The sequence below is a fragment of the Streptomyces sp. NPDC047028 genome, assembly GCF_040644095.1.
Classification (GTDB): domain Bacteria; phylum Actinomycetota; class Actinomycetes; order Streptomycetales; family Streptomycetaceae; genus Streptomyces.
Window position 1 is genome coordinate 69873 of sequence record NZ_JBEYVS010000025.1, and the last position, 24490, is coordinate 94362.

The 24490-nt window shown below is 73.4% G+C and carries 26 protein-coding genes and 1 pseudogene; 10 read left to right on the forward strand and 17 right to left on the reverse strand.

Annotation, left to right across the window (positions count from 1 at the left end):
• Positions 1 to 70 precede the first annotated feature (70 nt).
• From ABZ854_RS22390 to ABZ854_RS22400, 3 genes are all read left to right on the forward strand, one after another.
• On the forward strand, positions 71 to 1084 hold the full coding sequence (locus ABZ854_RS22390) for a glutathione S-transferase C-terminal domain-containing protein (protein WP_361213663.1): 1014 nt from the start codon (positions 71 to 73) through the stop codon (positions 1082 to 1084).
• 72 nt (positions 1085 to 1156) lie between these two features.
• Entirely contained in the window at positions 1157 to 1462 is a 306-nt protein-coding gene (locus ABZ854_RS22395) for a DUF4235 domain-containing protein (RefSeq protein ID WP_361213666.1), read from the forward strand.
• Positions 1463 to 1719: 257 nt separating this feature from the next.
• Complete coding sequence (locus tag ABZ854_RS22400; protein ID WP_361213669.1) at positions 1720 to 2751, forward strand: 7-epi-alpha-eudesmol synthase; 1032 nt, start codon at positions 1720 to 1722, stop codon at positions 2749 to 2751.
• A 75-nt stretch (positions 2752 to 2826) separates the two neighbouring features.
• On the opposite strand, the gene ABZ854_RS22405 is transcribed toward ABZ854_RS22400, so the two are convergent.
• The 7 genes from ABZ854_RS22405 to ABZ854_RS22435 all read right to left on the reverse strand — a co-directional run bounded on the left by ABZ854_RS22405 (position 2827) and on the right by ABZ854_RS22435 (position 9613).
• Complete coding sequence (locus tag ABZ854_RS22405; RefSeq protein ID WP_361213672.1) at positions 2827 to 4065, reverse strand: cytochrome P450; 1239 nt, start codon at positions 4063 to 4065, stop codon at positions 2827 to 2829.
• Positions 4062 to 4667 (reverse strand): ATP/GTP-binding protein, encoded by a 606-nt coding sequence (locus tag ABZ854_RS22410; RefSeq protein WP_241740760.1) that lies wholly within the window; start codon positions 4665 to 4667, stop codon positions 4062 to 4064. The genes ABZ854_RS22405 and ABZ854_RS22410 overlap by 4 nt, the downstream gene beginning before the upstream one ends.
• Complete coding sequence (locus ABZ854_RS22415; protein WP_129305221.1) at positions 4648 to 5019, reverse strand: DUF742 domain-containing protein; 372 nt, start codon at positions 5017 to 5019, stop codon at positions 4648 to 4650. The genes ABZ854_RS22410 and ABZ854_RS22415 overlap by 20 nt, the downstream gene beginning before the upstream one ends.
• The gene (locus ABZ854_RS22420; protein WP_361213676.1) at positions 5016 to 5426 is read right to left on the reverse strand and encodes a roadblock/LC7 domain-containing protein; all 411 of its coding nucleotides are present in this window, start codon (positions 5424 to 5426) and stop codon (positions 5016 to 5018) included. The genes ABZ854_RS22415 and ABZ854_RS22420 overlap by 4 nt, the downstream gene beginning before the upstream one ends.
• A gap of 5 nt (positions 5427 to 5431) precedes the next feature.
• A complete protein-coding gene (locus ABZ854_RS22425; RefSeq protein WP_361213679.1) occupies positions 5432 to 7495 on the reverse strand; it encodes an ATP-binding protein in 2064 nt (687 codons plus the stop codon).
• A gap of 233 nt (positions 7496 to 7728) precedes the next feature.
• Entirely contained in the window at positions 7729 to 8577 is an 849-nt protein-coding gene (locus ABZ854_RS22430) for a hypothetical protein (RefSeq protein ID WP_361213682.1), read from the reverse strand.
• 88 nt (positions 8578 to 8665) lie between these two features.
• Complete coding sequence (locus tag ABZ854_RS22435) at positions 8666 to 9613, reverse strand: helix-turn-helix domain-containing protein (protein ID WP_361213685.1); 948 nt, start codon at positions 9611 to 9613, stop codon at positions 8666 to 8668.
• A gap of 71 nt (positions 9614 to 9684) precedes the next feature.
• On the opposite strand from ABZ854_RS22435, the gene ABZ854_RS22440 reads away from it, so the two are divergent.
• Both ABZ854_RS22440 and ABZ854_RS22445 read left to right on the forward strand, forming a co-directional pair.
• Positions 9685 to 10635 carry an NADP-dependent oxidoreductase gene (locus ABZ854_RS22440; protein ID WP_361213688.1) on the forward strand — a complete coding sequence of 317 codons (951 nt, stop codon included), beginning with the start codon at positions 9685 to 9687 and terminating at the stop codon, positions 10633 to 10635.
• Between the two features lie 196 nt (positions 10636 to 10831).
• Positions 10832 to 11212: an anti-sigma factor antagonist gene (locus ABZ854_RS22445; RefSeq protein ID WP_361213691.1), complete on the forward strand. Its 381-nt coding sequence runs from the start codon at positions 10832 to 10834 to the stop codon at positions 11210 to 11212.
• Positions 11213 to 11243: 31 nt separating this feature from the next.
• Here ABZ854_RS22445 and ABZ854_RS22450 read toward each other — a convergent pair whose 3' ends face one another.
• The 7 genes from ABZ854_RS22450 to ABZ854_RS22480 form a co-directional block, all read right to left on the reverse strand.
• Positions 11244 to 12197: a ribose-phosphate pyrophosphokinase gene (locus ABZ854_RS22450; RefSeq protein WP_361213694.1), complete on the reverse strand. Its 954-nt coding sequence runs from the start codon at positions 12195 to 12197 to the stop codon at positions 11244 to 11246.
• A 93-nt stretch (positions 12198 to 12290) separates the two neighbouring features.
• Complete coding sequence (locus tag ABZ854_RS22455) at positions 12291 to 14063, reverse strand: complex I subunit 5 family protein (protein ID WP_361213696.1); 1773 nt, start codon at positions 14061 to 14063, stop codon at positions 12291 to 12293.
• Positions 14063 to 14413, reverse strand: a complete 351-nt coding sequence (locus tag ABZ854_RS22460; RefSeq protein WP_361213772.1) for a sodium:proton antiporter — start codon at positions 14411 to 14413, stop codon at positions 14063 to 14065. Before ABZ854_RS22460 ends, ABZ854_RS22455 begins: the two co-directional genes overlap by 1 nt.
• A gap of 5 nt (positions 14414 to 14418) precedes the next feature.
• A complete protein-coding gene (locus ABZ854_RS22465) occupies positions 14419 to 15159 on the reverse strand; it encodes an MnhB domain-containing protein (protein ID WP_361213698.1) in 741 nt (246 codons plus the stop codon).
• Positions 15156 to 15416 carry a hydrogenase subunit MbhD domain-containing protein gene (locus ABZ854_RS22470; protein ID WP_361213774.1) on the reverse strand — a complete coding sequence of 87 codons (261 nt, stop codon included), beginning with the start codon at positions 15414 to 15416 and terminating at the stop codon, positions 15156 to 15158. The genes ABZ854_RS22465 and ABZ854_RS22470 overlap by 4 nt, the downstream gene beginning before the upstream one ends.
• A gap of 52 nt (positions 15417 to 15468) precedes the next feature.
• Entirely contained in the window at positions 15469 to 15921 is a 453-nt protein-coding gene (locus ABZ854_RS22475; RefSeq protein ID WP_361213700.1) for an MrpF/PhaF family protein, read from the reverse strand.
• A complete protein-coding gene (locus ABZ854_RS22480; protein ID WP_361213702.1) occupies positions 15918 to 16112 on the reverse strand; it encodes a hypothetical protein in 195 nt (64 codons plus the stop codon). The genes ABZ854_RS22475 and ABZ854_RS22480 overlap by 4 nt, the downstream gene beginning before the upstream one ends.
• 271 nt (positions 16113 to 16383) lie before the next feature.
• Between ABZ854_RS22480 and ABZ854_RS22485 the strand changes: the two genes are divergently transcribed.
• Entirely contained in the window at positions 16384 to 17643 is a 1260-nt protein-coding gene (locus ABZ854_RS22485; protein WP_361213704.1) for a family 16 glycosylhydrolase, read from the forward strand.
• A 40-nt stretch (positions 17644 to 17683) separates the two neighbouring features.
• Here ABZ854_RS22485 and ABZ854_RS22490 read toward each other — a convergent pair.
• Positions 17684 to 18405 (reverse strand): annotated as a pseudogene (locus ABZ854_RS22490) (DNA topoisomerase IB).
• Positions 18406 to 18578: 173 nt separating this feature from the next.
• Between ABZ854_RS22490 and ABZ854_RS22495 the strand changes: the two are divergent.
• Positions 18579 to 19619, forward strand: a complete 1041-nt coding sequence (locus ABZ854_RS22495) for a PHP domain-containing protein (protein WP_361213706.1) — start codon at positions 18579 to 18581, stop codon at positions 19617 to 19619.
• Between the two features lie 40 nt (positions 19620 to 19659).
• Positions 19660 to 20316, forward strand: coding sequence for an HAD family hydrolase (locus ABZ854_RS22500; RefSeq protein ID WP_361213708.1), 657 nt, complete (start codon positions 19660 to 19662; stop codon positions 20314 to 20316).
• Between the two features lie 293 nt (positions 20317 to 20609).
• Here ABZ854_RS22500 and ABZ854_RS22505 read toward each other — a convergent pair whose 3' ends face one another.
• Complete coding sequence (locus ABZ854_RS22505; RefSeq protein ID WP_361213710.1) at positions 20610 to 21473, reverse strand: alpha/beta fold hydrolase; 864 nt, start codon at positions 21471 to 21473, stop codon at positions 20610 to 20612.
• A gap of 198 nt (positions 21474 to 21671) precedes the next feature.
• Between ABZ854_RS22505 and ABZ854_RS22510 the strand changes: the two genes are divergently transcribed.
• Entirely contained in the window at positions 21672 to 22703 is a 1032-nt protein-coding gene (locus tag ABZ854_RS22510; protein ID WP_361213712.1) for an SDR family oxidoreductase, read from the forward strand.
• Between the two features lie 59 nt (positions 22704 to 22762).
• Positions 22763 to 23095, forward strand: coding sequence for a hypothetical protein (locus ABZ854_RS22515; RefSeq protein ID WP_361213714.1), 333 nt, complete (start codon positions 22763 to 22765; stop codon positions 23093 to 23095).
• Positions 23096 to 23131: 36 nt separating this feature from the next.
• Here the strand turns inward: ABZ854_RS22515 and ABZ854_RS22520 are convergent, their stop codons facing one another.
• Positions 23132 to 24421 carry an ROK family transcriptional regulator gene (locus tag ABZ854_RS22520; RefSeq protein WP_361213715.1) on the reverse strand — a complete coding sequence of 430 codons (1290 nt, stop codon included), beginning with the start codon at positions 24419 to 24421 and terminating at the stop codon, positions 23132 to 23134.
• Positions 24422 to 24490 lie beyond the last annotated feature (69 nt).

Here is a 24490-nt window from a genome sequence, read left to right on the forward strand (position 1 = left end):
CGGCGGCGGAAATCGGGGAACGCGTTGTGCCAGGGCGTCCATCACGCGGGACGTGCGGCGAGGAGGAGACATGGGTGGCGACGGGAACAGCGCGTACGGCCACAAGGCGTTCAAGCGGTCCAGGAGCCACTTCAGGGACCGGATCACCGCGGACGGCCGGGACGGCTGGCCGGTGGAGGCGGGCCGTTACCGGCTGGTGGTCTCCCGCGCCTGTCCGTGGGCGAGCCGGGCGGTGGTCTCGCGCCGGCTGCTGGGCCTGGAGGACGCCCTGTCCATGGCGATCGCCGACCCGGTCCAGGACGACCGCAGCTGGCGGTTCACCCTGGACCCGGACGGCCGGGACCCGGTGCTCGGCATCCGCTACCTCGCCGAGGCGTACGACGCACGGGAGACCGGCTACCCGGGCGGGGTGAGCGTGCCGGCGGTCGTCGACGTCCCCAGCGGGCGGCTCGTGACCAACGACTACCCTCAGATCACCCTGGACCTGGCCACCGAGTGGACCGCCCTGCACCGTCCCGGCGCGCCGGACCTGTATCCGGCCGGCCGCCGGGACGAGATCGACGAGGTGATGGCGGGCGTCTACGAGGACGTGAACAACGGCGTGTACCGGGCCGGGTTCGCCACCCACCAGGCGGAGTACGAGGCGGCCTGTACGGCGGTCTTCCGGCGTCTGGAGTGGCTCGCCGAGCGGCTGGCCGGGCAGCGCTACCTCGTCGGGGACACCCTCACCGAGGCGGACATCCGGCTGTTCACCACGCTGGTCCGGTTCGACCCCGTCTACCACGGCCATTTCAAGTGCAACCGCTGGAAGCTGGCGGAAAACCCGGTGCTCTGGGCGTACGCGCGGGACCTGTTCCAGACGCCCGGCTTCGGCGACACCGTGGACTTCGACCACATCAAGCGGCACTACTACCAGGTGCACAGCGGCATCAACCCCACCGGCATCGTGCCGCTCGGTCCGGATCTCGCCGGCTGGACGGCCCCGCACCACCGGGAGGAGCTCGGCGGCCGCCCCTTCGGCGACGGCACTCCGCCCGGCCCGGTACGGCCCGCGGAGGAGGTCCCGCCCGCCGGCCGTCCCTGATCCCGCATCCGGCCGGAATCCGGCCCGAAAGGACTCGCATCCGACCCGCTCCCCCGACCCGAGGAGATCCCCGTGGGCAAGAAGAACAAGAAGAAGCTCCCCTTCGCCTACAAGCCCGTCGGCTTCGTGCTCAGCTGGACCGGCGGCACACTGGCCGGGCTGGCGTTCCAGAAGGCGTGGAAGGTGATCCGGCACGAGGACGACGCGCCGGACGCGCTGGACGAAGACCGCGGCTGGGGCGAGATCCTGCTCGCGGCGGCCGTCCAGGGCGCCATCTTCGCGGTGGTCCGCAGCGCCGTGGACCGCACCGGCGCCAAGGCGATCGCCCGGTCGACGGGCGTGTGGCCGGCCACGGACGGGAAGGGCGGCCGCGACTGACCCGCGTTCAGCGTGTCTGCCGGCCGGGCAGGGTCTCGTGAGCCCGGCCGGGATGGCGCTCGCGCGGGTCAAGGGGCGCGGGAGTGTACGCGTCTGACGGGGTGTCGGCAGTAACACACGTCACTTCCGGCTCACGCGTAGATCATTTACGGCCTGGGCAGCCTCGTACCGCTTTCCGGCTCAACTTTCGAGCCACGAAACGCAGTTCGAGTGCAGGGACGGGGGGACTCTGCGTTCCGCCTCCCGAAAGGACACGCATGCCTCAGGACGTCCGGTTCGACCTGCCGTTCGAGACGCCCGTCAGCGCGCACCTGGAGTACGCGCGCTCGCGCCACCTGCGCTGGATCTGGGACATGGGCCTGGTGCGCAGTCAGGCCGGGTTCGACGAGTACCAGTCGTGGGACCTGCCGCAGGCCGCCGCGCGGACCTATCCGCACGCCTCGGCCGAGGACATGGTCGTGCTGATGAACTGGTTCTCGCTGGCCTTCCTCTTCGACGACCAGTTCGACGCGAACCGGCCCGACCGGGCGGACCGGATCGCGGAGGTGGCGCGGGAGCTGATCGTGACACCTCTGCGTCCGGCGGGCAGCCGGCCCCGCGTGGTCTGCCCGATCACGCTGGCCTGGGCGGAGGTCTGGGAGCATCTCAGCGCGGGCATGTCCCTGACCTGGCAGACCCGGTTCGCGGCGTCGTGGGGGCGGTTCCTGGTGGCCCACTGCGAGGAGGTAGACCTGGCCGCCCGCGGGCTCGCCGGCAAACTGGACCTGGCGGAGTACACGGTGTTCCGGCGCCGTACCGTCGGCATCCACCACAGCATCGACGCGGGCGAGCGCAGCCGCCGCTTCGAGGTGCCGGCCCAGGTGCAGGCCCATCCCCTGATGGAGCGGATGCGGGACCTGGCCGCGGACACCATCGGGTTCATGAACGACATCCACTCCTTCGAGCGGGAGCGGCGCAGGGGCGACGGCCACAATCTGATAGCCGTGCTCCACCGGGCGCGCGGCGGTTCCTGGCAGGACGCCGCGGACGAGGCGTACCGGATGACGACCGAGTGCCTGCGCGAGTACGTGGAGCTGGAGGCGCGGGTGCCGCGCATGTGCGACGAGCTCGGGCTGGACGAGGCCGGCCGGGACGAGGTGCGCCTCGGTGTGGAGGCCATCCAGCACTGGATCAACGGCAACTACGAGTGGGCGCTGACCTCGGGGCGGTACGCGGCGGCCAAGGAGGGGCCGGCGGTGGCGGCCGAACTGGCGGGCCAGGGTTCGGTGGACGACCTGCTCGCGGTGTGACGGACGGGAACCGGGCCGCCGTTCACACCGAACGGCGGCCCCCCGCCTGCCGGGCGGGGGGCCGGACGGTCCGGTTCAGGCGGCGAACTCCACCGGCAGGCTGTCCAGCCGGGACTCCCAGGTGGACGCCGACGAGGTGAGGTCCTCCGGCGCGACGGTGAGGCGCAGGCCGGGCAGCCGGTGCAGCAGGACGTCCACGGCGATCTCGATGATGGCCTGGCCGAGGCTCTGCCCCGGGCACTCGTGCGGGCCCCCGCTGAACGCCAGGTGGGAGTGGTTGCCGGCCACGGAGACGCCCGTGTCGGGCCGGATCTGCGGGTCCACGTTGCCGGCCGCGAGACCGAGGACCAGCAGGTCGCCCTCCTTCACCGGGCAGCCGCCCAGTTCCAGGTCGGAGGTGGCGAACCGGCCCGGCAGCACGGCGAGCGGCGGCGCGTTCCACAGGACCTCCTCCACCACGGAGGCCATGTTGAGCTGTCCGCTGATCAGCCCCGAACGCCGGTCGGGGTCGGTGAGGATGAGCTGCAGCGTGCGGACCAGCAGGTTGCTCGTCGTGGCGTGGGCCGTGATCAGGACCAGGCGCAGGTGGCTGACCAGTTCGTCCTCGTCCAGGGCCGCCGCGTGCTCGATGAGCCCCGAGGCGAAGTCGGACCCGGGTTCCGCCCGTTTGCGTGCGGCGAGTTCACCCAGTACGGCCATGATCTTCTCGTTGTGCGCGAGGGCGTCCGCGCCGCCCTTGAGGACGAGGTTGCTGGACTCGGCGAGCGCCCGGCCCTCGCTCTCGGCCAGCCCGAAGACCCGGGTGAGGACCAGCATCGGCAGGTGCTCGGCGAAGTCGGCGACCAGGTCGGCCCGGCCGGCGTCGGCGAAGGCGTCGATCTGCTTGTTCGCGAAGTGGGTGACGTGCCGTCGGACGCCACGCGCCGCGACCGCCTGGAGGTTGTCGGTGACCGCGCCGCGCAGCCGGCGGTGCGGCTCGCCGTCCTGGGAGACGCAGTCGGGCCGCCAGCCCAGCATCGGGATCAGCGGTGAGGTCTCCGCGACGCGGCCCTCCGTGAAGTCCCGCCAGATCCGTGCGTCCCGGCTGAACTGCAGGGGGTTGTCCAGGACCCGCCGGTTCTCCCGGTAGCCGAGCACCAGCCAGGCCGGGATGTCGCCCTCCAGCAGGACGGGGGCGACGGGGCCGTGCTCCACCCGCAGCCGCGCGTAGATGGCGTGCGGGTCGCTCTCCGACTCGGGGCCGTACAGCCGGGTGGCGCCCGCGCCGTGCGCGACGGGGCAGCCGCCCGGGGCCTCGGGGTCGTGCGCGTTCATCGAGACTCCTGGGCGACGGCGGAGCGTTCCTGCAGATGGCGGATCAGGGCGACGAGGACGTCGCGGCTGGAGGCGCGGTCGCGGGCGTCGCAGCGCACGACCGGCGTGTGCGGGGCGATGTCGAGGGCGTCGCGGATCTCCTCGATCGGATGCTCCTTGGAGTCGGGGAACATGTTCAGCGCGATGACGAAGGGCACGTTCTGCCGCTCCATCTCCTCGATCGCGCGGAAGCTGGAGGCCAGGCGCCGGGTGTCGACGAGGACGACCGCGCCGAGCGCGCCCTTGAACAGGCCGTTCCACAGGAACCAGAACCGTTCCTGCCCGGGGGTGCCGAACAGGTACAGCATCAGCGTGTCGTTGAGGGAGATCTTGCCGAAGTCCAGGCTGACGGTGGTCTCGGCCTTGTCGGCGACGCCGACGAGGTGGTCGGTGCCGACGGTGGCCTGGGTCAGGGTCTCCTCGGTGGTGAGCGGCTTGATGTCGCTGACGGCGCGGACCATGGTGGTCTTCCCGGTGCCGAACCCGCCGGCGATCATCACCTTGACCGAGCGGATGCCTCCGGCGGCGGGGCGGCCGGGTTGGTCAAAGCCTTTCAAGTCCACTGAGTACCTCCTGGAGGAGCGCGAGGTCCGGACCGCGGCCCGCGTCGTGCGCCGGAATCGGATCATGGGCTTCGATACGGCCTGCGTCCAGCAGATCCGCCAGCAGCACCGCGAGGATGTGGAAGGGCAGTCCGAGGTGGGCGCCGAGTTCGGCGACCGACAGCGGATCGCGGCAGTGCCGGATGATCTCCTCGTGCTCGTACTGCATGCCCGGTAAGGGTGCCGTGCGGGAGATGATGAGGGTCGCCACGTCGAGGGTCGACGCCGGCCCGTCCGGTCCGCTGCGGCCCTTGGTGAGGACGTAGTAGCGGGTGAGACCGGACGGGTCCGTGGGCCGGCGGGGAGCACTCATCCAGAGTGCTCCTCCAGGCGCGGGGTGGTGCCGAGCAGCTCACCCATGCGCCGGGACAGGTCCCTCATCTGATGGCCCAGCAGCCCCTGGTCGAGTCCTTCGCGGGCGAGGACGCCGAGGTACGTCTCCACCCCGGCCCGTACGACGAAGAGGTGGCCGCCGTCGACCTCGATCATCGCCAGCCGCAGCTGGCCCGCGTACTTGGGGAACTGCTCGGCGACCGGCTGGGCCAGGGCCTGCAGGCCCGCCACCACGGCCGCGAAGCGGTCCACGTCGTCGGGGTCCTCGGCGCCGAAGGAGGTGATGGCCTTGCCGTCGCTGGAGGCCACGAGGGCGAAGCGGATCTCCGGGATGCTCTCCACCAGATCGCGGAGCGCCCAGCTCACGTCGGTTGCCTGTTGCGTCATGGGGACTAGTCGCTCTCTTCAGTGCGGTGCTCGGTGGCGGCGCGTGCGCCGGCGGCCGCGGTGCCGTCCGGGGTCGCGGGTGCCACGACGTCTTCCTGTCCGGGGCGCGGGCCGCTCAGCGGTCCGGGCCCGGCCTGCGGTGCGCCCGCGTCCCCTACGGCGGGGCTGCCCGCGCCGTGGGGTTCGCGGCCGAGCGCCGTCGCTCCGCCCGAGGGCATGTCCGCGGGTGCCTCGGCGGAGTGCGCCCCGGCGCCCGGCGGCAGGTCGGGGGCCGCCGCCACGAAGCCGTCGGCCGCGACAGCGTTGTCCGCCGGACGGCCGGACGGACCGGCCGTGGAGCGCGTCGGCCGTCCGCTGTCGCCGCCTCGCGGGTGCTCGCCTCCGCCGTCACCTCCGTCGCCGTCCGCCGGGTCCCCGGCATCGTCGCGGCCCGCTGTCGCGAAGGCCGCGAGGCCGGTGAAGGAGGCCTCCGGGGGGACCGCGGGGTGGGCGGCCGTCTCGGGGCGGGAGGCGGTGACGGGCCGCGCAGCGTCGCGCCGCCGGGTGCTGCGGCGGCGGGGCAGGCCGCCCGGGGTGGTGTCCACGGCCGTCTCGGCCCCGGACTCCTCCGTGAGGAGTTCTTCCGCCGGGGGCGCGCTCGCGGCCGGGGCGGTGGAGAGGGCCGGCGCGGCGGGCGCGACCGCGGGGGCGGCGGGCGCGGGCATCGGGCTGAAGTACTTGTGCGGGACCACGACCACCACGGAGGTACCGAGCCAGGGCGAGTCGGCGAAGGTGACGCGGATGCCGTAGCGGCGGGCCAGGATGCCGACGACGCGGAGGCCGATGGTGGCGTCCTCGGAGATGCCGCCGAGGCCGGGTCCGGCGGCGGCGCCCGCGAGGGACTGTTCCGCCTCGCGCTTCTTCTCCTCGCTCAGGCCCTTGCCGGAGTCCTGGATCTCGATGCCGACGCCGTTGGGCACCTCCTTGCCGGAGACGATCACCGGCTCGGTCGGCGGGGAGTAGCGGGCGGCGTTGTCCAGGAGGTGCGCGAAGATCAGCGTGAGCTGGTCCACGAGCCCGCCGTCGACGCCGAGTTCGGGCAGGTGCCGTACCTCGACGCGGTCGAAGTCCTTGATCCGGCCGATGCCGCCGCGCACCACGTCCAGCAGCCGCTGCGGATCCTGCCACTGGCGGCCGGGACGGTCCGAGCCGCCGAGCACGCCGATGCTGGCGGCGAGACAGTCGGCGGGGCCGATCTCCTGGTCCAGTTCCATCAGCCCCTGGGCGACCGCGGGGAGGCGGCCGTGCTCGCCCTGCATCTCGTGCAGCCGGCCGCGGAGTTTGCTGGTGAGGACGTGGATGCGGTTGCCGATGCCGATCACGGCCTGCTCGGCGGAGGTGGAGCGGTTGAACTCCTCCTCGACGCCCATCAGGGAGGTCCGCAGGATCCGGCGCAGTCCGGCCTGGAGTTCCCGGCCGGTCCCGGCGCCCTGCTCCAGGGCGGGCAGCAGGTCGTCGACTGCGTCGCCGGCGCGCAACCGGGCCAGGGCCTCGGGCAGTTGCTCGTCCGCGAGGCGGGTCACCGCGGCGAGTTCCCGGACGGCCCGCTCCTGCCAGGCGCGTTCGCCGTCGGTGAGCCGTTCCTCGTAGGAGGCGGCGCGGTCGGCGAGGGTGGCCTCGTAGGACCGGGCCTCCTCGGCGAGCCGGGCCTCGTGCCCCGTCGCCTGCTCGGCGAGCCGGGTGTCGAACGCGTGCGTCTCCTCGGCCAGCCGGTCCTCCAGGGCGGCACGCTCGGCGGAGAACTTCCGTTCCAGCCCGGCGACATGCTGCTGCCAGCGCTGGGCGTGCTCCACCTGTTCGGTGCGGAACGCCGCCTCGGCGCCGCGCAGTCGGCCCTTGGTCCTGATCAGCAGTCGTACGCACACGGAGCCCGCCGCGGTGAGGGCGGCGCCGGCGACGGCGGCGGCGACGCGTTCGCCGCTCATGAATGTCGCGGCGACCGTCCCACCTCCTAAGGCGAGCGGCATCAGCCACCAGCTGTACCAGGCGACAGGGGCCCGCGCCGCCGGTGGCGGAGTGGCGAGTTCCATCAGCATCCTTCGTAGCGACACGAGCGAATGGGGGGTGTACCGGGGACCGCACTCATGAGTACGCACCGCGGACGGACCCGTGGGGAGGTCACATCAACTCGCGGTGACAGCCTGGAGCTTATCGGGTTCTCACCCGAATGGATCAACCTCACCTCTCGCATTGACGTGAGGGCTCGGTCACGCTCCGCTCGTTGTCAAGAAGTCGACATAGGTGCATGTCGTCGGCAAACGGGTCACTCGCAGCCGGCGTCGCGCTTCGCCTGCGGCCAGGCCTCCACCGTGCCACCCGTCCGCACGTAGGCGGTGTTCCGGTCGCCGGTCAGCCACAGCCGCAGACCCCGGTAGTGGTATCCGGTGTCCCGGGCTCCGGCCGGCATCGGGACGTGGTCGCGGTACGGCGCCGTGAGCAGTCCGGCACGGTCGAGGACGCCGTCGGGATCGCGGACGTAGGTCCGGCCGCCCAGGTCGAGGAAGCGGGCCGACTGCCACCCGCAGTGCTCCGGACCCGCCGAGCTGCTGAGCCTGCCGACCGGCACCCGCCTGCCGTGCGCGTCCGTCCACACCTGCCACCCCTCGGCGACCGCGTACCGCGCGGGGAGTTCGGCCGGGTCGCAGGAAGCGTGGGTCTCCGGGCCCCAACCGGGCCTGCCCGGCTGGTCCTTGGCCACCACGACGGCCACCTTGGTACGGCCGCCGACGTCGAAGGAGTACAGCACCCGGTCCGCCTCGGCGCGCTCCACGCGGTAGCCGTCGCCGGGCTGCTGAGGCTGGAACATGTCGAAGTACAGCCTCAGTCCGTCCTCGGGCGTCGCGCCGCCGTCGGAGCGGGCCCAGCCGTCGGGGCCGCCGCCCTCGAAGATCCGGCCGTCGCACTCCAGCGCCCGGCCGGCGGCCCCGGACGCCAGGCGCCGCGAGCGGGTGCTGCCGTCGTCCGCGCCCCGGGTGGAGACGTGGAGCGGACCGCTGTACGGCGCGGCAGGGGGCGTGCCCTCGAGCACCAGCGGGGCGCCGCCCCCGCCACCACCGCATCCGACCGCCGTCACGGCCAGCAGCGCGGCCCCGGCCGCCGTTCTCCCGCGCATGTCCCGCTCCCGTCCCCGGCCCTCCCACTCGCGGAGGCCGTCGTGCTCTTTCGTCGCACTCCTGCGACACCGGGGCCCTCCGGAACGTTCAGCGGGCCTCCTGGAAGGTGCGCCGGTACGCCTGCGGGGACACCCCGATCGCGGCATGCAGGTGCTGGCGCAGCGAGGCGCCGGTGGCGAAGCCGACCTGGCCGGCGATCTGGTCCACCGTCAGGTCGCTGGACTCCAGCAGGTCGCGGGCGCGGGCGACGCGCTGCTGGATCAGCCAGCGGCCGGGGCTGAGGCCCACCTCGTCGCCGAAGCGGCGGGCGAAGGTGCGCCGGCTCATCCGGGCGTGGGCGGCGAGGTCGTCGAGGGTGAGGGGTTCGCCGAGGCGTTCCAGGGCCCAGCCGCGGGTCGCCGCCGTGCTCGCGGCGGCGAACTCGGGCACCGGCTGCATGATGTACTGCGCCTGGCCGCCGTCCCGGAACGGCGGGACCACGCAGCAGCGGGCCACGAAGTTCGCCAGCGCGCTCCCGTGGTCCGTGCGCACCAGGTGCAGGCAGATGTCGACGCCGGAGGCGGCGCCCGCCGAGGTGAGGAACCGGCCGTCCTCGACGAAGAGCACGTCGGGGTCGAGGGCGACGCGCGGGAAGGCGCGGCGGAAGCGCTCGGAGACGGCCCAGTGGGTGGTGGCGCGGCGCCCGTCGAGCAGTCCGGCGGCGGCGAGCACGAACGCGCCGGTGCAGATGGAGACCACCCGCGCGTGCTCCGGGATCCGCGCGAGCGCCGCGGCGACAGGGCCGGACAGCTCGGCCGGGATGCGGTCCGGCGGCATGGCCGCGACGACCACGGTGTCCGCGGTCCGAAGAACCTCGGGACCGTGGTCGGCCGTGATGGAGAAGTCGGCGCTGGTGCGCACCGGCCGGCCGTCGACCGTGCAGGTCAGCACCTCGTACCGGCCGTCGGCCGCGCCGAGGATGCGGCTGGGGATGCCCAGCTCGAAGGGGTAGACGCCGTCGAGGGCCAGGACCACGACCCGTTCCACACGCTGCATGGCACGATTCTATCGGATGCTGGCCTTCATGCCATTGCCCGGCCGGTCCGCCCCCGGCAGGCTGGGTGACCATGAGCGATGAGAACACGATGCGAGCTGTCAGCCAGGACGTCCTCGGCGGTCCCGAGGTCCTCAAGGAAGTACGGGTGCCCCGGCCGGTGCCGAGGGCGAACGAGGTGCTGGTCCGGGTGCGGGCCGCCGGGGTCAACCCGACCGACTGGAAGCACCGGGCCCTCGGTGTCTTCCTGGGCGAACCGCCGTTCGTCCTGGGCTGGGACGTCTCGGGCGAGGTGGCCGCGACCGGGATGGGCGTGGCCGCGTTCCGGCCGGGCGACGAGGTCTTCGGCATGGTGCCCTACCCGTACGGCCACGGCACGCACGCCGAGTACGTGACCGTGCCCGCCCGCGCCCTGACGCACAAGCCGGCCTCCGTCGACCACGTCCAGGCAGGCGCGCTGCCGCTGGTGTCCCTGACCGCGTGGCAGGCGCTGACCGAGCACGCGGACGTGCGGCCGGGGCAGCGGGTGCTGATCCACGCGGCGGCCGGCGGGGTCGGTCACGTGGCCGTGCAGATCGCCAAGGCGCGCGGCGCGTACGTGATCGGCACGGCGAGTGCGGGCAAGCACGACTTCCTGCACGAGATCGGCGTGGACGAGCCGGTCGACTACCGGACGACGGACGTCACCGAGACGGTCCGGGACGTCGACGTCGTCCTCGACACCCTGGGCGGCGAGACGTCCGTACGGTCCCTGCGCGTGCTGCGGCCGGGCGGGGTGGTGGTGTCGATCCTGCCGCACGGCTCCGCGGAGTTCCCCGAGGAGGCCGAACGGCTCGGGGTGCGGGCGGTGCGGATGCTGGTGGACGCCGACCGGACCGGGATGGAGCGCGTCGCGGAACTGGTGGAGTCCGGGAAGCTGCGCGCGACGATCGCGGGGACCTTCCCGCTGGCCGACGCGGCGAAGGCGCACGAGCTGGGCGAGACGGGCCGGACGGCGGGCAAGCTGGTGCTGACGGTGGACTGAGCCCCCGGCCTCCCCGGCTCCCGGCCTCCCGGCCTCGCCGGGCGGTCGCGGCGGCGCCCTGGCCCGTGACTTTCGCGGAGGACACGAGCGAAACTCGAAGACATATGTCAATCGAACATGCTCAAATTCCTTCTATCGAGGGTAACTTGACGGGCGAGGAAGCGTTTTCCCGGCGCGGGTGGGAGGTGATGCCGTCGTGCGACAGGAGCCCGCACCGCTCACCCGGTTCGTGCGCGTGCGCCGGGAGCGCGGGCACACGGTGCTGGAGCTCAGGGGCGAGATCGACATCGCCGCTGCGACGGAGATCATCCCCGTCCTGGACCGGCTCACCGGTGTGCCCGGAGTCCGGCTCGTCATCGACCTGCGGGGCGTCACGTTCTTCGACTGCTCGGGGCTGCGCCTGCTGTACCGGGCCCGCGGCCGGGTCCGGGACGGCGGCGGGCAGCTGTACCTGGTGTGCACCCATCCGCTGACCCTGCGCGTGTTCCGGGTGACGGGTCTGTCGCGGCTGCTGCCCCCGCACCCGACGCCGGAGGCGGCCCTGGAGCAGTCCGGGGCCGCGTCCGGCACGCTGTGACGCCGCTACCGCTCGCGTGGCTCGTCGGCCGTCACTGGTCGCGCGGCTCGTCGAACAGGGCGCTGACGGACTCTCCGTTGTGGATGCGGCGCACGGCCTCGGCGAGCGCCGGGGCGATGGACAGGATCCGCAGCTTGTCGGTGTGCTCCGCCACCGGCACGGGCACGGTGTTGGTGCACACGATCTCCAGCACGTCCGGCTGCTCGCTGAGCCGTTTGAGGGCGCCGGCCGCGAACAGGCCGTGCGTGCACGCCACCCGGATCGAACGCGGGCCCAACGCCCGGAGCCGGTCCAGGAGTTCGATGACGGTGCTGCCCTTGGCGATCTCGTCGTCCAGCACGATGACGTCCCGGCCGGTGACGTCGCCGATGACGGAGCTGATGCTCACCCGGTCGTCCGCGAACCGCTGCTTGGCGCCGGCCGCGACCTGGGCGCCGATCAGCCGGGCGAAGGCGGCGGCCTCCTTGGCGTTGCCGAGGTCCGGGGAGACGACCGTGGTGCGGGTCAGGTCGTACTGCCTGAAGTGCGCGGCGAGTTCACGCAACGCGTGCAGGTGGTCCACCGGGACCGAGAAGAAGCCGTGGACCTGCGGGGCGTGCAGGGTCATGGCGAGGACCCGGCCCGCGCCGGCGGACACCATGAGGTCCGCGACCAGCCGCCCGCCCAGCGAGATGCGCGGCGCGTCCTTCTTGTCGGAGCGCGCGTAGGAGTAGTGCGGCATGACGACGGTGATCCGCGCCGCCGAGGCACCCCGGGCGGCGTCGCACATCAGCAGCAGCTCCACCAGGTGCTCCTGCACGGGCTTGACCAGCGGCTGGATCAGGAAGACGTCCCGTTCCCGGCAGTTGGCCTGGAGCTGCACCTCCAGGCAGTCGTTGGCGAACCGGCTGACCCGGGTCGGGCTGAGCGGCACTCCGAGGTGGGCACAGACCTCCTCGGCCAGTTCGGGGTGGGCACTGCCACTGAACACGGCGATGTCTCGCACGGTCCACTCCTCGGACGATTCGGCAAGGGGCTGCGCCGATCATGCTACTGACGGCGCTCAGCCACCGCGGCCCGGGCCTGCCCCATGGCCTCGTCAGTTGCCCAGTGCCCCCGGCAGGGCCAGCGCGCCCAACACCGTCGCGCCGACCAGCAGCCACGCCACGTAGTCCCCGACGTGCCCGGACTGCAGCCGTCTGAGGGGGGCCGTCCAGTCGGGGGCGGAGGTCCGGCCCGTGCGGGTGACGGCGAGCGCCGCGAGGCCCACCGCCAGCAGGGCGGAGAGCAGGCCCAGCAGGACGCCGTGCGCGGTCCAGTGCGCGGCTCCGGGGGCGCCCCCGGAGCCGGCCTCGTTGACCGACCGGGCCACCAGCTCGCCGAAGCCCGGGATCACGCCGACGGCGACGGCGGCGGCCAGCAGCACCGCGGGCACCGCGTGCATGGTGTCCGGGACACGGCTCAGCAGACCGCGGGTCTCCGGCTCCTCGTCGGAGCCGCTCGTCTCGAACTCCCCGGCGTCCTCGGGGCGCGGTCCGAGACCCAGGAACACCCGGGCGGTGACCCGCAGCACGGCCCCCGCGGTCACCGCGGACGCGGCCACGTACAGGACGGTGAGGGGGCCGCCGACCGCCTCCTCGGTGACCGCCTTGCCCAGGGCCGTCCCGAAGGGTGGCAGCCCGGCGAGGCCGAGCCCGCCGAGCGCGAACATCACCGCCACCCCGCGCAGCTCCCGGGCCCTGCCGTGCAACGTGTGCTCGTCGACGCTGCCCAGGCGGTCGAGCAGGATGCCCGCGCAGGCGAACAGCGCGGCCTTCACCCCGGCGTGCCCGAGGATGTACAGGGCGACCCCGTCGTCGCCCTCGGGGGTGAGCACACCGAGCCCGACGAGGAACATCCCGGTGTGCGCGACCGTCGAGTACGCGAGCAGCCGTTTGATGTGCCGCTGGTACCAGCACATGGCGGCGCCGACCGCGGCGGTGAGCACGCCGAGGGTGACCATGCCCCGCTCCAGATCGGCCGCCGGGATTCCGCCGGGGCCGGCGAAGACGGTGCCGTACACCCGCCAGACGCCGTAGGCACCGAGTTCGGTCATCACTCCTGACAGCAGCATGCACACCGGGGTGGGGGCGACGGCGTGCGCGTCGGGGAGCCAGAAGTGGAAGGGTACGGCCGCCGCCTTCACCAGCAGTCCGACGAGGACCAGCACGAAGGAGGCGAGGACGAGCGCGTCCGGTCCGTGGCCGTGCACGGCCGCGGTGTCCAGGCCGCGGCCGATCTTCGTCATCGCCAGTTCGCCGGTCCGGGCGTACAGCAGCCCGATGCCCATCAGCAGGGCGTACGCGCCGAGCGAGTTGATCACACCGAAGGTCAGCGCACCCTGCACGGCCTTCGGGTCGTCGATGCGGTAGCCGGTGAGGGCGTAGGCGACCACGCTCATCAGCTCGAAGAAGACGAACGCGTTGAACAGGTCGCCCGCGATCGCGAAGCCGCACATGGCGGCCTGGAAGACCAGCAGCAGCGCGGGGAAGGAACCGGAGTGGCCGCGCGGCGGCTCGTCGAAGTAGTGCCAGGAGTAGACGAGCGCGGCCAGCGTGAGCAGGGAGACGAGGGCGGCCATGCCGAGTGCCGGGCCGTCCCCGACGAGCACGATGCCGACGCTCTCGCCGTTCTGAGGCGTCCAGCCGCCGACCCATTCGAGCATCGGCGGGGAGGAGTTCAGCAGCAGGACGAGCGCGAGGACGGCCGTGGCGGCGGAGACGACGCAGCCGGCTGTCTCGGCGGCGGCGCGGGGCAGGTGCCGCCCGGCGGCGACCAGCAGGGCGGCGCCGAGCAGCGGGACCGCGACGAGCAGCGGGAGGAGGCGGTCCATCAGCCGCGCAGCTCCCGCAGCTCGTCGGGGTCGACCGTGCCGTGCCGCTTGGCGATCTGCAGAACGAGGGCGAGCAGCAGCGCGGTGACGGTGGCGCCGACGACGATGTCGGTGAGGGTGAGGGCCTGGACGACGGGGTCGACGACGGGCCGCGAACCGGGCTTGATGTCGGAGAACACCGGCGCGGTGCCGCCGGCGCGGTAGCCGACCGCCAGCAGCAGGACGTAGGTGGCCGACTGGCACACGGCCAGGCAGCCGACGGCGTGGATCAGGTTGCGGCTGGTGGCGAGGCCGTAGGCGCCGGCCAGGAAGACGTAGGCGGCGACCAGGTAGGGCAGGACGTGCGTCACGGCGGTCAACTCCCGTGCTCCTCCTCGATCTCGACGGCCTGGTCCAGGAACCCGGCGAGCAGCACGACGACCGCGCTCGCCACCTCCATGCCGATGGCCGCGTTCAGCAGGGGGACGATGCCGCCGGAGGACAGCGTGTTGAACGTGCCGTACGGCAGCAGCGTGTTGGCCAGGAACGCGGTGCCGGCCAGGATTCCGGCGAGGCCCAGCACGAGGTAGGCGCTGACGGACAGCGCGTCGGCGGCCTCGTACGTGCCGAGGGGTCGGACGCGTTCCAGGGCGCCGTAATCGGCGCCGAGGTACAGCAGGTGCAGGGCGGTGGCGGCGACGACCCCGCCCTGGAAGCCGCCGCCGGGGCTGAGCTGGCCGTGGGCGACCACGTAGAGGCCGGTGAGCAGGGCGACGGGCAGCACGAGCAGGGCGTAGCGGCGCACCGGGCGGGCCGGCTCGGCGGGTTCGGGCGACGCCCGGTGCTCGTCGCGGGCCTGGCGCAGCAGGACCACGCAGCCGAGGATCGAGGCGAACAGGATGCTCATCTCGCCGAGGGTGTCGTAGGCGCGCTGGTCGAAGTTGACGGAGGCGACGGTGTTGGCGGTGTGCCGGGCGAGGGCGGCGTGCACGGCCCGCGCCCCGTAGGGATGGTGGGTCCCGCCGAAGGACGGCAGGTCCAGGCAGGCCGCGACGAGCAGCGCGGCGAGCCCGGCGCCGCCGAAGGCGAGCAGCCACATCCTGAGGCGCCGGCTCATTCGGCACCGTCCTTCGTACGGCCGCGGCGGCGGACCTTGCGCACCGACAGCATGATCAGCAGCGGGGTCAGGGCGGAGCCCACGGCGAGTTGCGAGAGACCGACGTCGGGAGCCTGGAGGACGGTGAAGAGCACGGCCAGGACGATGCCCAGCACGCTGAGCACGAGGGCCTGGCGGGCCGGTTCGCGGGTGGCGACGGCCGCGGTCGCGGAGACGGCCACCAGCAGCAACGCCACCACGATGACGGCGTCGGCCACGCCGCCGTCGGAACCGGCGGACGCGGCGGCCATGAGCGCCGGATGCGGCAGGTCAGCCACGGCGCACCCCCTGGAACCCGCCCGACATGGCCCGGGAGGCGATGACGTTGCCGCCGATCAGCAGGGCGCCGATCACCAGCAGTTTCACCATCGCCCGGCCGGGGCCGGTGGCGACGCACAGCGCGATGACGACGACGGCGCCCGCCCCGGCGGCCGCCCAGGTCAGCGTCCACGCGTGGGGCCGTTCGCCGGCGAGGTCCCCGGCGAGGGTGCGGGCGAAGACCAGCGTGCCCACCGGGCCCAGCAGGGCCATCAGCAGGGCGAGGTCGACGTACGAGGTCCGCTGGTAGCCCTGCGAGAGCAGCAGCAGGCCCGGACACACCACGGAGGTGGTCAGGTTCTGGGCGACGAGGCGGCGCGGGAGGGGTCCGGTGGCCACGCCCCACAGCGCGGCCGCCCCTCCCCCGCCCAGGACGACGGCCGCCGCCACGAGCCAGCCGTTCACCGCCACGTCACCGCCCGCCGGCCGGCCCGCGCGAGCAGCGCTCCCACGGCGGCGGAACTCGCGCCGACGACCCATTCCAGGGTGTAGACGGTGGAGATGAACACCAGCCAGATCAGGAGGAGTACGGCCCACCAGGCCAGCAGTTCGCCGGCCGCGAGGAGGGCCCCGCGCAGTGCCGTACGTCCGCTCATCCGCCACCTCCTCGGACCGCTCCGCTCGTCGCGTGTGCGGTGGTTCGTCCGCTTCCCCGCCCGGGCATCCAAGCACCCCCCGGCCCCCACGAGGGCGGGGGCACGCGGGCCCGAGCGAGGAGTGCCCCGGGAGCGTGAACGGAAACCGTGTGACGGCCACGGTGGCCGACCGGCCGTCAGCAGCAGGTACGGACCAGCCTCTTGACGCCTTCTTATCTCACTCCTTAAATCAAGAGGCGTCCCCATCGCCCCCCACCTGAGACGGAGAGCCATGGCATCCCCACGCCTGCTCCGCAGATGCCTGTACGCCGCCCTGTCCGCCGCACTGGTCGGCGCCGCCACCGTCGGCCCCGCCCGGGCGGCCACCGCCCCGGCGGACACCGCCCGGCCGGCGGCCGGCACCGCCGCGACCGTCACCACGTTCTCCGACACCTTCGACGGGCCGGCCGGCTCCGCGGTCGACGGCTCGAAGTGGACGCTGGAGACCGGCGACAACGTCAACAACCACGAACGCGAGTACTACACCTCCGGTACGAGGAACGCCGCCCTGGACGGCCAGGGCCACCTCGTCATCACGGCCCGGAAGGAGAATCCGGCCGGCTACCGGTGCTGGTACGGCACCTGCCAGTACACGTCGGCCCGGCTGAACACGGCGGGGAAGTTCGAGGCCCGGTACGGGCACGTCGAGGCACGCATGAAGATCCCGCGCGGGCAGGGCATGTGGCCCGCGTTCTGGATGCTCGGCACCCCGGTCGACTGGCCGGACTCCGGGGAGATCGACGTGATGGAGAACGTCGGCTTCGAACCCTCGACCGTGCACGGCACCATCCACGGCCCGGGCTACTCCGGTTCGGGCGGCATAGGCGCCGCCTACAGTCTCCCGGGCGGCCAGTCCTTCGCGGACGCCTTCCACACCTTCGCCGTCGACTGGGCGCCCGGCTCCATCACCTGGTCGGTGGACGGCACGGTCTACGAGCGGCGCACGCCCGCCGACCTGGGCGGCAAGACCTGGGTCTACGACAACAAGCCGTTCTTCCTCATCCTGAACCTGGCCGTCGGCGGCTACTGGCCGGGCGACCCGGACGGCTCCACGCAGTTCCCGCAGCAGCTGGTGGTCGACTCCGTGTCCGTGACGACCAGCACCACCGCGGCCGGCGTCCCGATCCGGGGCCTGGCCGGCAAGTGCGTGGACGTGGCCGGCGCCAACCCCGCCAACGGCACACCGGTCCAGTTGTACGACTGCAACGGCACGGCGGCCCAGCAGTGGACCGTCGGCCCCGACGGCACGATCCGCGCGCTCGGCAAGTGCCTGGGCGTCACGGGCAACGGCACCGCCGACGGCTCGACGGTCCAGCTGTGGGACTGCACCGGCGGCCCCAACCAGAAGTGGGCGGTCTCCCCCGCGCACGACATCGTCAACCCGCAGGCGAACAAGTGCCTCGACGTCACCGGGAACAACTCCGCGAACGGCACCCGGCTCCAGATCTGGACCTGCACGGGCGGCACCAACCAGAAGTGGACGGTGGGCTGAGCGGCACCCGGTCGTCCGGCGCGGTCGGCCGGCGCCCGGCTCAGCGGGCGCCGTCGAGGAGGTCCAGTACGGCGGCCTCGACGGCGCCCTCAGTGGCGGGGCGCCCGAACTCCCCGTGTTCGCCCAAGCGGTTGAGCACGGGGGCGATCGTCACACCCTGCTCGAACAGTTCGAAGACCTTTGGGTCGATGCAGGAGGACCGGCACACCGCGGGCGTGTTCCCGAGGTAGTGGCTCACCTCGCGCACGGCACGGGTGGTCTGCCGGTGGCGCGCGGTCTTCGTCGCGCGGCCGCCCCGGGCGGTCACGGCGACCGCGACGGAGGCGAGCACGGTCGCGTGCCAGGTGCGGAAGTCCTTGGCGGTGACGTCGGTGCCCGAGAGCCGGCGCAGCGCCTCGTCGAGGTCGCCGCCGTGCAGGTCGTGCCAGGCGCCGTGCTCCCAGTAGGCGAGGAACCGGTCACCGCGGCGCGGGCGATCTGTACGTGCTCGTGCTTGGCCTTGTCCTGCTCGGCCCGGAACCGCTCGTGGTACAGGTACTGGCGGCGGCCGGCCGCGTCGGTCCCGACGGCCTGGAGGTGGCCGTTGGGCCAGGGGCAGATCCACACCTCGCGCCAGGCGGGCGGGATGGTGAGGGCCCGGATGCGGGCGAGCGCCGCGGGGGCGGTCACCGGGGCGCCGGTGGGGTCGCGGTAGCGGAAGCCTCGGCCGCCGGGGGTGCGGGTGAGGCCGGGTTGTTCGCAGTTGCTGGTGCGGAGTCTCACCGACCTCGGCCGGGGTGGCATGGGCGAGCCTCCTTGGACGGTCGCGTGAACGCGGATGCCTTAGGTACCCGGGGGTAGAGGGGTCAAACTGGAGCGTCGTCGGCTAAGGGCCGTGGGGGCTGGTCGCGCCGTTCCCCGCGCCCCTTCGGGGCGCCTGGGTGAACCTTGGTTGTATGGAGCCCGTCGTCGCGCTGGAGCGGATTGCGTTTTTGTTGGAGCGGTCCTTGGCGCCGACCTATCGGGTGCGGGCGTTTCGTACCGCTTCCCGGGTGGTGCGGGAGCTGTCCGGCGAGGAGGTGGCCTCGCGCGCGGCGGACGGGTCGCTGGAGGCGTTGAAGGGGGTCGGGCCGAAGACGGCTCAGGTGGTGCGGGAGGCGCTGGCCGGAGAGGTGCCGGGGTATCTGCGGAAGCTGGAGGAGGAGGCGGGGGCGCCGGTGACGTCGGGGCCCGGTGCGGAGCTGCGGGCGCTGTTGCGCGGGGACTGCCACACGCACTCGGACTGGTCCGACGGGGGCAGTCCGATCGAGGAGATGGGGTGGGCGGCGGCCCGGCTCGGGCACGAGTGGACCGTTCTCACCGACCACTCGCCGCGGCTGACGGTGGCCCGCGGGCTGTCCCCCGAGCGGCTGCGCGAGCAGCTGGACGTGGTGGCGGAGCTGAACGCGGCCTGGGCGCCGTTCCGGCTGCTGACCGGGATCGAGTGCGACATCCTCGACGACGGCGGCCTGGACCAGGAGCCGGAGCTGCTGGAGCGGCTCGACGTGGTCGTCGTCTCGGTGCACTCCAAGCTGCGGATGGACGCGCGGTCGATGACCCGCCGGATGGTGGCCGCCGTGCGGAACCCGCACGCCGACGTCCTCGGCCACTGCACCGGGCGCCTGGTCACCGGGCGTGGGCGGCCCGAGTCGGAGTTCGACGCGGACGAGGTGTTCGCCGCCTGCGCGGAGTCCGGCACGGCCGTGGAGATCAACAGCCGGCCCGAACGGCTCGACCCGCCGCGCCGGCTGCTGCGCCGGGCCGTGGAGGCGGGGGTCCTGTTCTCGGTCGACACCGACGCGCACGCGCCCGGGCAGCTGGACTGGCAGATCCTCGGCTGCGCGCGGGCGGAGGAGTGCGGGGTGCCCGCCGAACGGGTGGTGACCACCTGGTCGGCCGAGGAACTGCTGGCCTGGACCCGTGAGGGCCGTACGCCGGAACGCGTGGCCCGTGCGTGACGTGGTACCCGGCCCCGCGGGACTTGAGAAAGGAACGCGGATGGACCGTGCCGCCGTCTTCGACGTCGACGGAACGCTCGTCGACACCAATCACCTTCACGTCGTCACCTGGTGGGAGGCGTTCCGCCAGGCCGGCCACGACGTGCCGATGCACGCGATCCACCGGGCCGTGGGTCTCGGCTCCACGGATCTGGTCGCCCACCTGCTCGGGGACGACCGGGACACGGATCGGGACGCGGAGCTGAGCGCCGCGCACAAGGCGCTGTACGGCCAGTACTTCGACCGGCTGCCCGCTCTGCCGGGGGCCGCGGAGCTGCTGCGCCGGCTGCACCGGGACGGCTGGACGGTGGTGCTGGCCACCTCCGCGAGCGGGGCCGAGCTGGGCGCGCTGCGCCGGGCGATCGACGCGGACGAGGCGATCACCGACACCGCGAGCGCCGACGACGTCGCCGAGGGAAAGCCGGCCGCGGAGCCCGTGGAGCACGCGCTGGAGCTGGCCGGGGTGCCCGCCTCCCGGGCGGTGTTCGTCGGGGACACCGTGTGGGACATGCGGGCGGGCAGCAAGGCCGGGGTGCGCTGCCTGGGGCTGCTGTGCGGCGGTATCCCGCGCGCCGACCTGACGGATGCCGGGGCGGAGGCGGTCTACGACGACCCCGCCGGCCTGCTCGCCCGCCTCGGGGAGAGTCCGCTGGTGTGAGCCGCGCGGAACGGGTGACCCGGATCATGCCGGGTCAGGAACACAGCGGGATGGTTCTTCGTTGAAGAAGACGTGGGTGCGGAGGGAACAGTGTCCTCGGGCCTCGTCCTTCGCCCGCGGGGACGATCGTTCGGCTGAAGCCCCGTGGAGCCCCTCGCCGGAGGCGACCGCCGTCCGCACCCGCCCCCGTGACCGCCCCGGTCGTGATTCCCCCGTCGCGACCGGGGCCCTGTTCGTGCCGCCCGCGCCTTTCCGCCGGACGCGCCTTCACGCCGCCTGCGCCCCTTGCTCCCTTAGGCCGCCTGTGCCAGCCCGCTCTCGGCCGACGCGGCGTCGAGGAACTCCCGCAGGTCCTCGGTGAGCCGTTCCGCGTGGGTGGCGAACAGACCGTGGCCGGCGTTCTCGTACACCTTCAGGGTGCCGTCGGGCACCAGACGGGCGATGCGCTCCCCGGTGAGGGCGAGAGGCGCCGAGGTGTCGTGGGTGCCGTGCACGACCAGCACCGGTACCGCCACGCCGGGCAGCTCCGCGGTGAGGTCGAGGGAGGCCACGACGGCCCGGATGCCCAGGGCGGCCCTCGGGGTGGCCACCAGGCAGCGGTCGATCAGGTACCGGGTGTAGGCCTCGGACACCTCGATGCCGGGCAGGCCGACGGCGAAGAAGTCGTCCGCCGAAGCCGTGAACCAGCCCGCCCGGTCCCGCCGGAAGGCGGCCTCGTCGGCCCGGACCAGCGCCGGGTCGATACCGTCCGGGACGCCCGGCGAGCGGACGATCCCGGGGCTCACCCCGGAGACGAGGGCGACGCGGTCCACCCGTGCGGTGCCGTTCCGGGTCAGGCAGCGGACGACCTCGGCGGTGCCCACGGAGTGCCCGATCAGCGTGACGCCGTGCAGGTCGAGGTGGTCCAGCAGGCCCTGCAGGTCGTCGGCGAGGGTGTCGAGGTCGTAGCCGAGCCAGGTGTCCTCGGAGCGGCCGTGGCCCCGCCGGTCCAGTGCCACGCAGCGGTATCCGGCCTCAGCCAGGGGGAGCATCTGGTACTCCCACATCTCGTAGCCCAGGTACGCGCTGCTGACGAAGACGGCGACCGGCCCGGTCTCGGGGCCGTGGTCGACGTAGTGCAGGCGGGCGCCGTCGACGGGGCTGTCGTAGAACGGCATGGCGGCCTCCTCGGGGTCCGGCTGTTGTCCGACGGGATGTCCGTCGATCTCCGTGACACCGATGTTTCCCGAGTCCGGTCCGCGGGTCGATTACCTCCCACGTCATGCCGGACGGGTGGGGCTCGCGGGGGCGCGTGTGCACGTGGGGCGGCCGGGTACCCGGCCGGTCCACCGAAGCCCCGCGGAGAGGAGCCCGAGGTGAGTGGTGCAACGGGCAGCAGGGTCGTCGTGACGGGCGCCACCGGCAATGTCGGGACCAGCGTGGTGCGCCTGCTGGCGGAGGACCCCGGGATCAAGTCGGTGCGGGGCATCGCCCGGCGCACGCCCGAGTGGTCACCCGCGAAGACCGAGTGGTCGGCGGCGGACCTCGCCTCCGACCAGGCCAATCTGGCCGAGCGGTTCGAGGGCGCGGACGCGGTGGTCCATCTGGCCTGGGCGTTCCAGCCGACGCACGATCCGGCGACCACCTGGCGGACCAATGTGCTGGGCGGGATCCGGGTGTTCGAGGCGGTCGCCGCGGCCCGGGTGCCGGTGCTGGTGCACGCCTCGTCGGTCGGGGCGTACTCGCCGGGTCCGAAGGACCGGCCGGTGGACGAGTCGTGGCCGACGCACGGCTGGCCGGACGCCGCGTACTGCCGGGAGAAGGCCTATCTGGAGCGCACACTGGACGTCTTCGAGCGCGACCACCCCGAGGTGCGGGTGGTGCGGATGCGCCCGGCGTTCCTGTTCAAGTGGGAGTCGGCGAGCGAGCAGCGCCGCATCTTCGGCGGCCGCTTCCTGCCGGGCCCGCTGGCCCGGCCCGAGCTGCTGCCGTTCCTCCCGGACGTCCCCGGGCTGCGGGTGCAGGCCCTGCACACGGACGACGCCGCCGAGGCGTACCGCCTCGCGGTGCACACGGAGACCGCCCGGGGCGCGTACAACCTCGCCGCCGATCCCCCGGTGGACGCCACGATGCTCGGCGAGATGCTCGGCACCCGCCCGGTCCGGCTCCCCCGCACGGCGGCCCGGGCGGCGATCGCCGCCGCCTGGGGGCTGCATCTTCTGCCGGCCTCGCCGCACCTCTTCGACGCGGTGCTGCGGGTGCCGCTGATGGACTGCGCCCGGGCCCGCGCCGAACTGGACTGGCGGCCCCGCCGCACAGCCGACGAGGTGCTGCGTGAGTTCCTGGACGGGCTCCAGCAGGGCGGCGGGATGGACACGGAGCCGATGCGGGGACGCAAGGTCGGCTGAGCACACGTGAGGCCGTCAGGTCCAGTCAGGTCCAGTGAGGGCCAGTGAGGGAGAACGCCATGACCGAAGAGGGACCGCGCGAGCCGGGCCCGCACGCGGCTCCGATCCCCCGGGATCTGCCCGACCAGCAGGCCGGCCCGCACGAGGACCCGTGGGACGCGTCCTCCGGGCGACCGGCCGCGGGACGGGGGAAGCCTGATGCGGCGGACGACGGCACGCGGGCCGGGGTCGGGTCCGGTACGGAAACAGGCGGCGGTGCGCAATCCTGCGCCGAGGAGACCGGTGACGCGGACGTCCCCGGGACCGACGTGGCCGGTACTGGTCCCCGGGGTGCGCCCCACGCGGGCACGGTCCACGCCGAGCACCCGGTCCCGGACGAGCCGACGGCCTGAACTTCCCGACTCCGCCCCGGAGTTGTGGCGCCCCCGTCAGCGGGGCGTCCGCTCCTCCAGCGCGGTGCGCCAGGCGGGGTGCCGGTCCTGCGGGGCCGGTTCGTGGCGGTGGCCGCCCCGGCCGAAGAAGTCGGCCAGGGGAAGGATCGCGGCGCCGACGGTGACCGCGTCCGGGCCGAGCCGGCCGAGGTCGATGGTGACCTTGTGGGCCGGGTACGCGAGGGCGTACGTCGTCGCGTGCCGGCGTACGGCCGGCAGGAAGCGGGTGCCGAGCTGGAGTCCGGCCCAGCCGCCGATCAGGATCCGCTCCGGCTGGAAGAGGTTGATCAGGTCGGACAGGCCGGCGCCCAGGTACTCGGCGGTCTCCTCCAGTACGGCGAGGGCGACCGGGTCGGCGGTCCCGCCCTCCGGCGGGTAGGCGGCGGCGAGCATCGCGGTGAGCGCGGTCTCCTCTTCGGCGTCGGCGGGGGGCCGTCCGCCCTCCTCCCGCCAGCGCGCGAGCAGGGACTCCGCGCCCGCGTAGGCCTCCAGGCAGCCCGGCGCACCACAGCGGCACCGCCGGCCCCGCACCCGGACGGTGAGGTGCCCCCACTCGACGGCCCGGCCGTGCTCCACCTCGGGCGTGACCAGGCAGGCGCCGACGCCGGAGCCGAACAGCACGACGACCGCGTTGCGGGCGCCGCGTCCGGCGCCGAACCACATCTCGGCCTGGCCGAGCGTCTTGGCGCCGTTGTCGATGAAGTACGTGGCCCCCTCGGGGAGGGGGGAGGCCGCGCGGAGCAGTTCCTCCAGCGGGACCGCGTCCCAGCCGATGGTCTGGCCGTGCACGACGGCGCCCCGCTCCGCCGTGTGCTCGACGATGCCGGGGACGCCGACGCCGACGCCCAGCAGCCGCTCGGGCGCGGCCTGTTCGGCGCGCAGGACCTCGGCGATGCCGTCGCGGATGTGACCGACGACCACGTCGACGTCGTAGCCCTGCGGGGTCAGCGGGTGTTCGGCGCGGGCCAGTTCGGTGAGGGCCAGGTCGAACAGCTCGACGCGGACCCGGGTTTCGCCGACGTCGACGCCGATCATCTGGCCGCTGTGCGGGGCGACGCGCAGCAGAGTGCGGGGCCGGCCGCCGTCGGACTCGACGCTGCCCGCCTCCTCGACCAGGCCGTCGGCGACCAGGTCCGCGACCACGTTGCTGACCGAGCCCGAGCTGAGACCGGTCGCCGGACCCAGCTCGAAGCGGCTGAGCGGGCCGTCGAAGTACAGCCGTTGCAGCACGGCCGTCCGGTTGCCCCGCCTGAGGTCGCGTACCGTGCGCCCGTTCCGCCCCGCCATGTGGCTCCCTTCACGAACCCTGCCCGACCTGCAACATACTCCTTCGGGCAGCCGGAAGCGACATTTTCC

Bases quoted from the DNA above. Each gene is read 5' to 3' on its own strand.
- ABZ854_RS22390 (WP_361213663.1), top strand. From the start codon at position 71: ATGGGTGGCGACGGGAACAGCGCGTACGGCCACAAGGCGTTCAAGCGG.
- ABZ854_RS22400 (WP_361213669.1), top strand. From the start codon at position 1,720: ATGCCTCAGGACGTCCGGTTCGACCTGCCGTTCGAGACGCCCGTCAGC.
- ABZ854_RS22405 (WP_361213672.1), bottom strand. From the start codon at position 4,065: ATGAACGCGCACGACCCCGAGGCCCCGGGCGGCTGCCCCGTCGCGCAC.
- ABZ854_RS22415 (WP_129305221.1), bottom strand. From the start codon at position 5,019: ATGAGTGCTCCCCGCCGGCCCACGGACCCGTCCGGTCTCACCCGCTAC.
- ABZ854_RS22420 (WP_361213676.1), bottom strand. From the start codon at position 5,426: ATGACGCAACAGGCAACCGACGTGAGCTGGGCGCTCCGCGATCTGGTG.
- ABZ854_RS22425 (WP_361213679.1), bottom strand. From the start codon at position 7,495: ATGGAACTCGCCACTCCGCCACCGGCGGCGCGGGCCCCTGTCGCCTGG.
- ABZ854_RS22430 (WP_361213682.1), bottom strand. From the start codon at position 8,577: ATGCGCGGGAGAACGGCGGCCGGGGCCGCGCTGCTGGCCGTGACGGCG.
- ABZ854_RS22435 (WP_361213685.1), bottom strand. From the start codon at position 9,613: ATGCAGCGTGTGGAACGGGTCGTGGTCCTGGCCCTCGACGGCGTCTAC.
- ABZ854_RS22440 (WP_361213688.1), top strand. From the start codon at position 9,685: ATGAGCGATGAGAACACGATGCGAGCTGTCAGCCAGGACGTCCTCGGC.
- ABZ854_RS22455 (WP_361213696.1), bottom strand. From the start codon at position 14,063: ATGGACCGCCTCCTCCCGCTGCTCGTCGCGGTCCCGCTGCTCGGCGCC.
- ABZ854_RS22465 (WP_361213698.1), bottom strand. From the start codon at position 15,159: ATGAGCCGGCGCCTCAGGATGTGGCTGCTCGCCTTCGGCGGCGCCGGG.
- ABZ854_RS22480 (WP_361213702.1), bottom strand. From the start codon at position 16,112: ATGAGCGGACGTACGGCACTGCGCGGGGCCCTCCTCGCGGCCGGCGAA.
- ABZ854_RS22485 (WP_361213704.1), top strand. From the start codon at position 16,384: ATGGCATCCCCACGCCTGCTCCGCAGATGCCTGTACGCCGCCCTGTCC.
- ABZ854_RS22495 (WP_361213706.1), top strand. From the start codon at position 18,579: ATGGAGCCCGTCGTCGCGCTGGAGCGGATTGCGTTTTTGTTGGAGCGG.
- ABZ854_RS22500 (WP_361213708.1), top strand. From the start codon at position 19,660: ATGGACCGTGCCGCCGTCTTCGACGTCGACGGAACGCTCGTCGACACC.
- ABZ854_RS22505 (WP_361213710.1), bottom strand. From the start codon at position 21,473: ATGCCGTTCTACGACAGCCCCGTCGACGGCGCCCGCCTGCACTACGTC.
- ABZ854_RS22515 (WP_361213714.1), top strand. From the start codon at position 22,763: ATGACCGAAGAGGGACCGCGCGAGCCGGGCCCGCACGCGGCTCCGATC.
- ABZ854_RS22520 (WP_361213715.1), bottom strand. From the start codon at position 24,421: ATGGCGGGGCGGAACGGGCGCACGGTACGCGACCTCAGGCGGGGCAAC.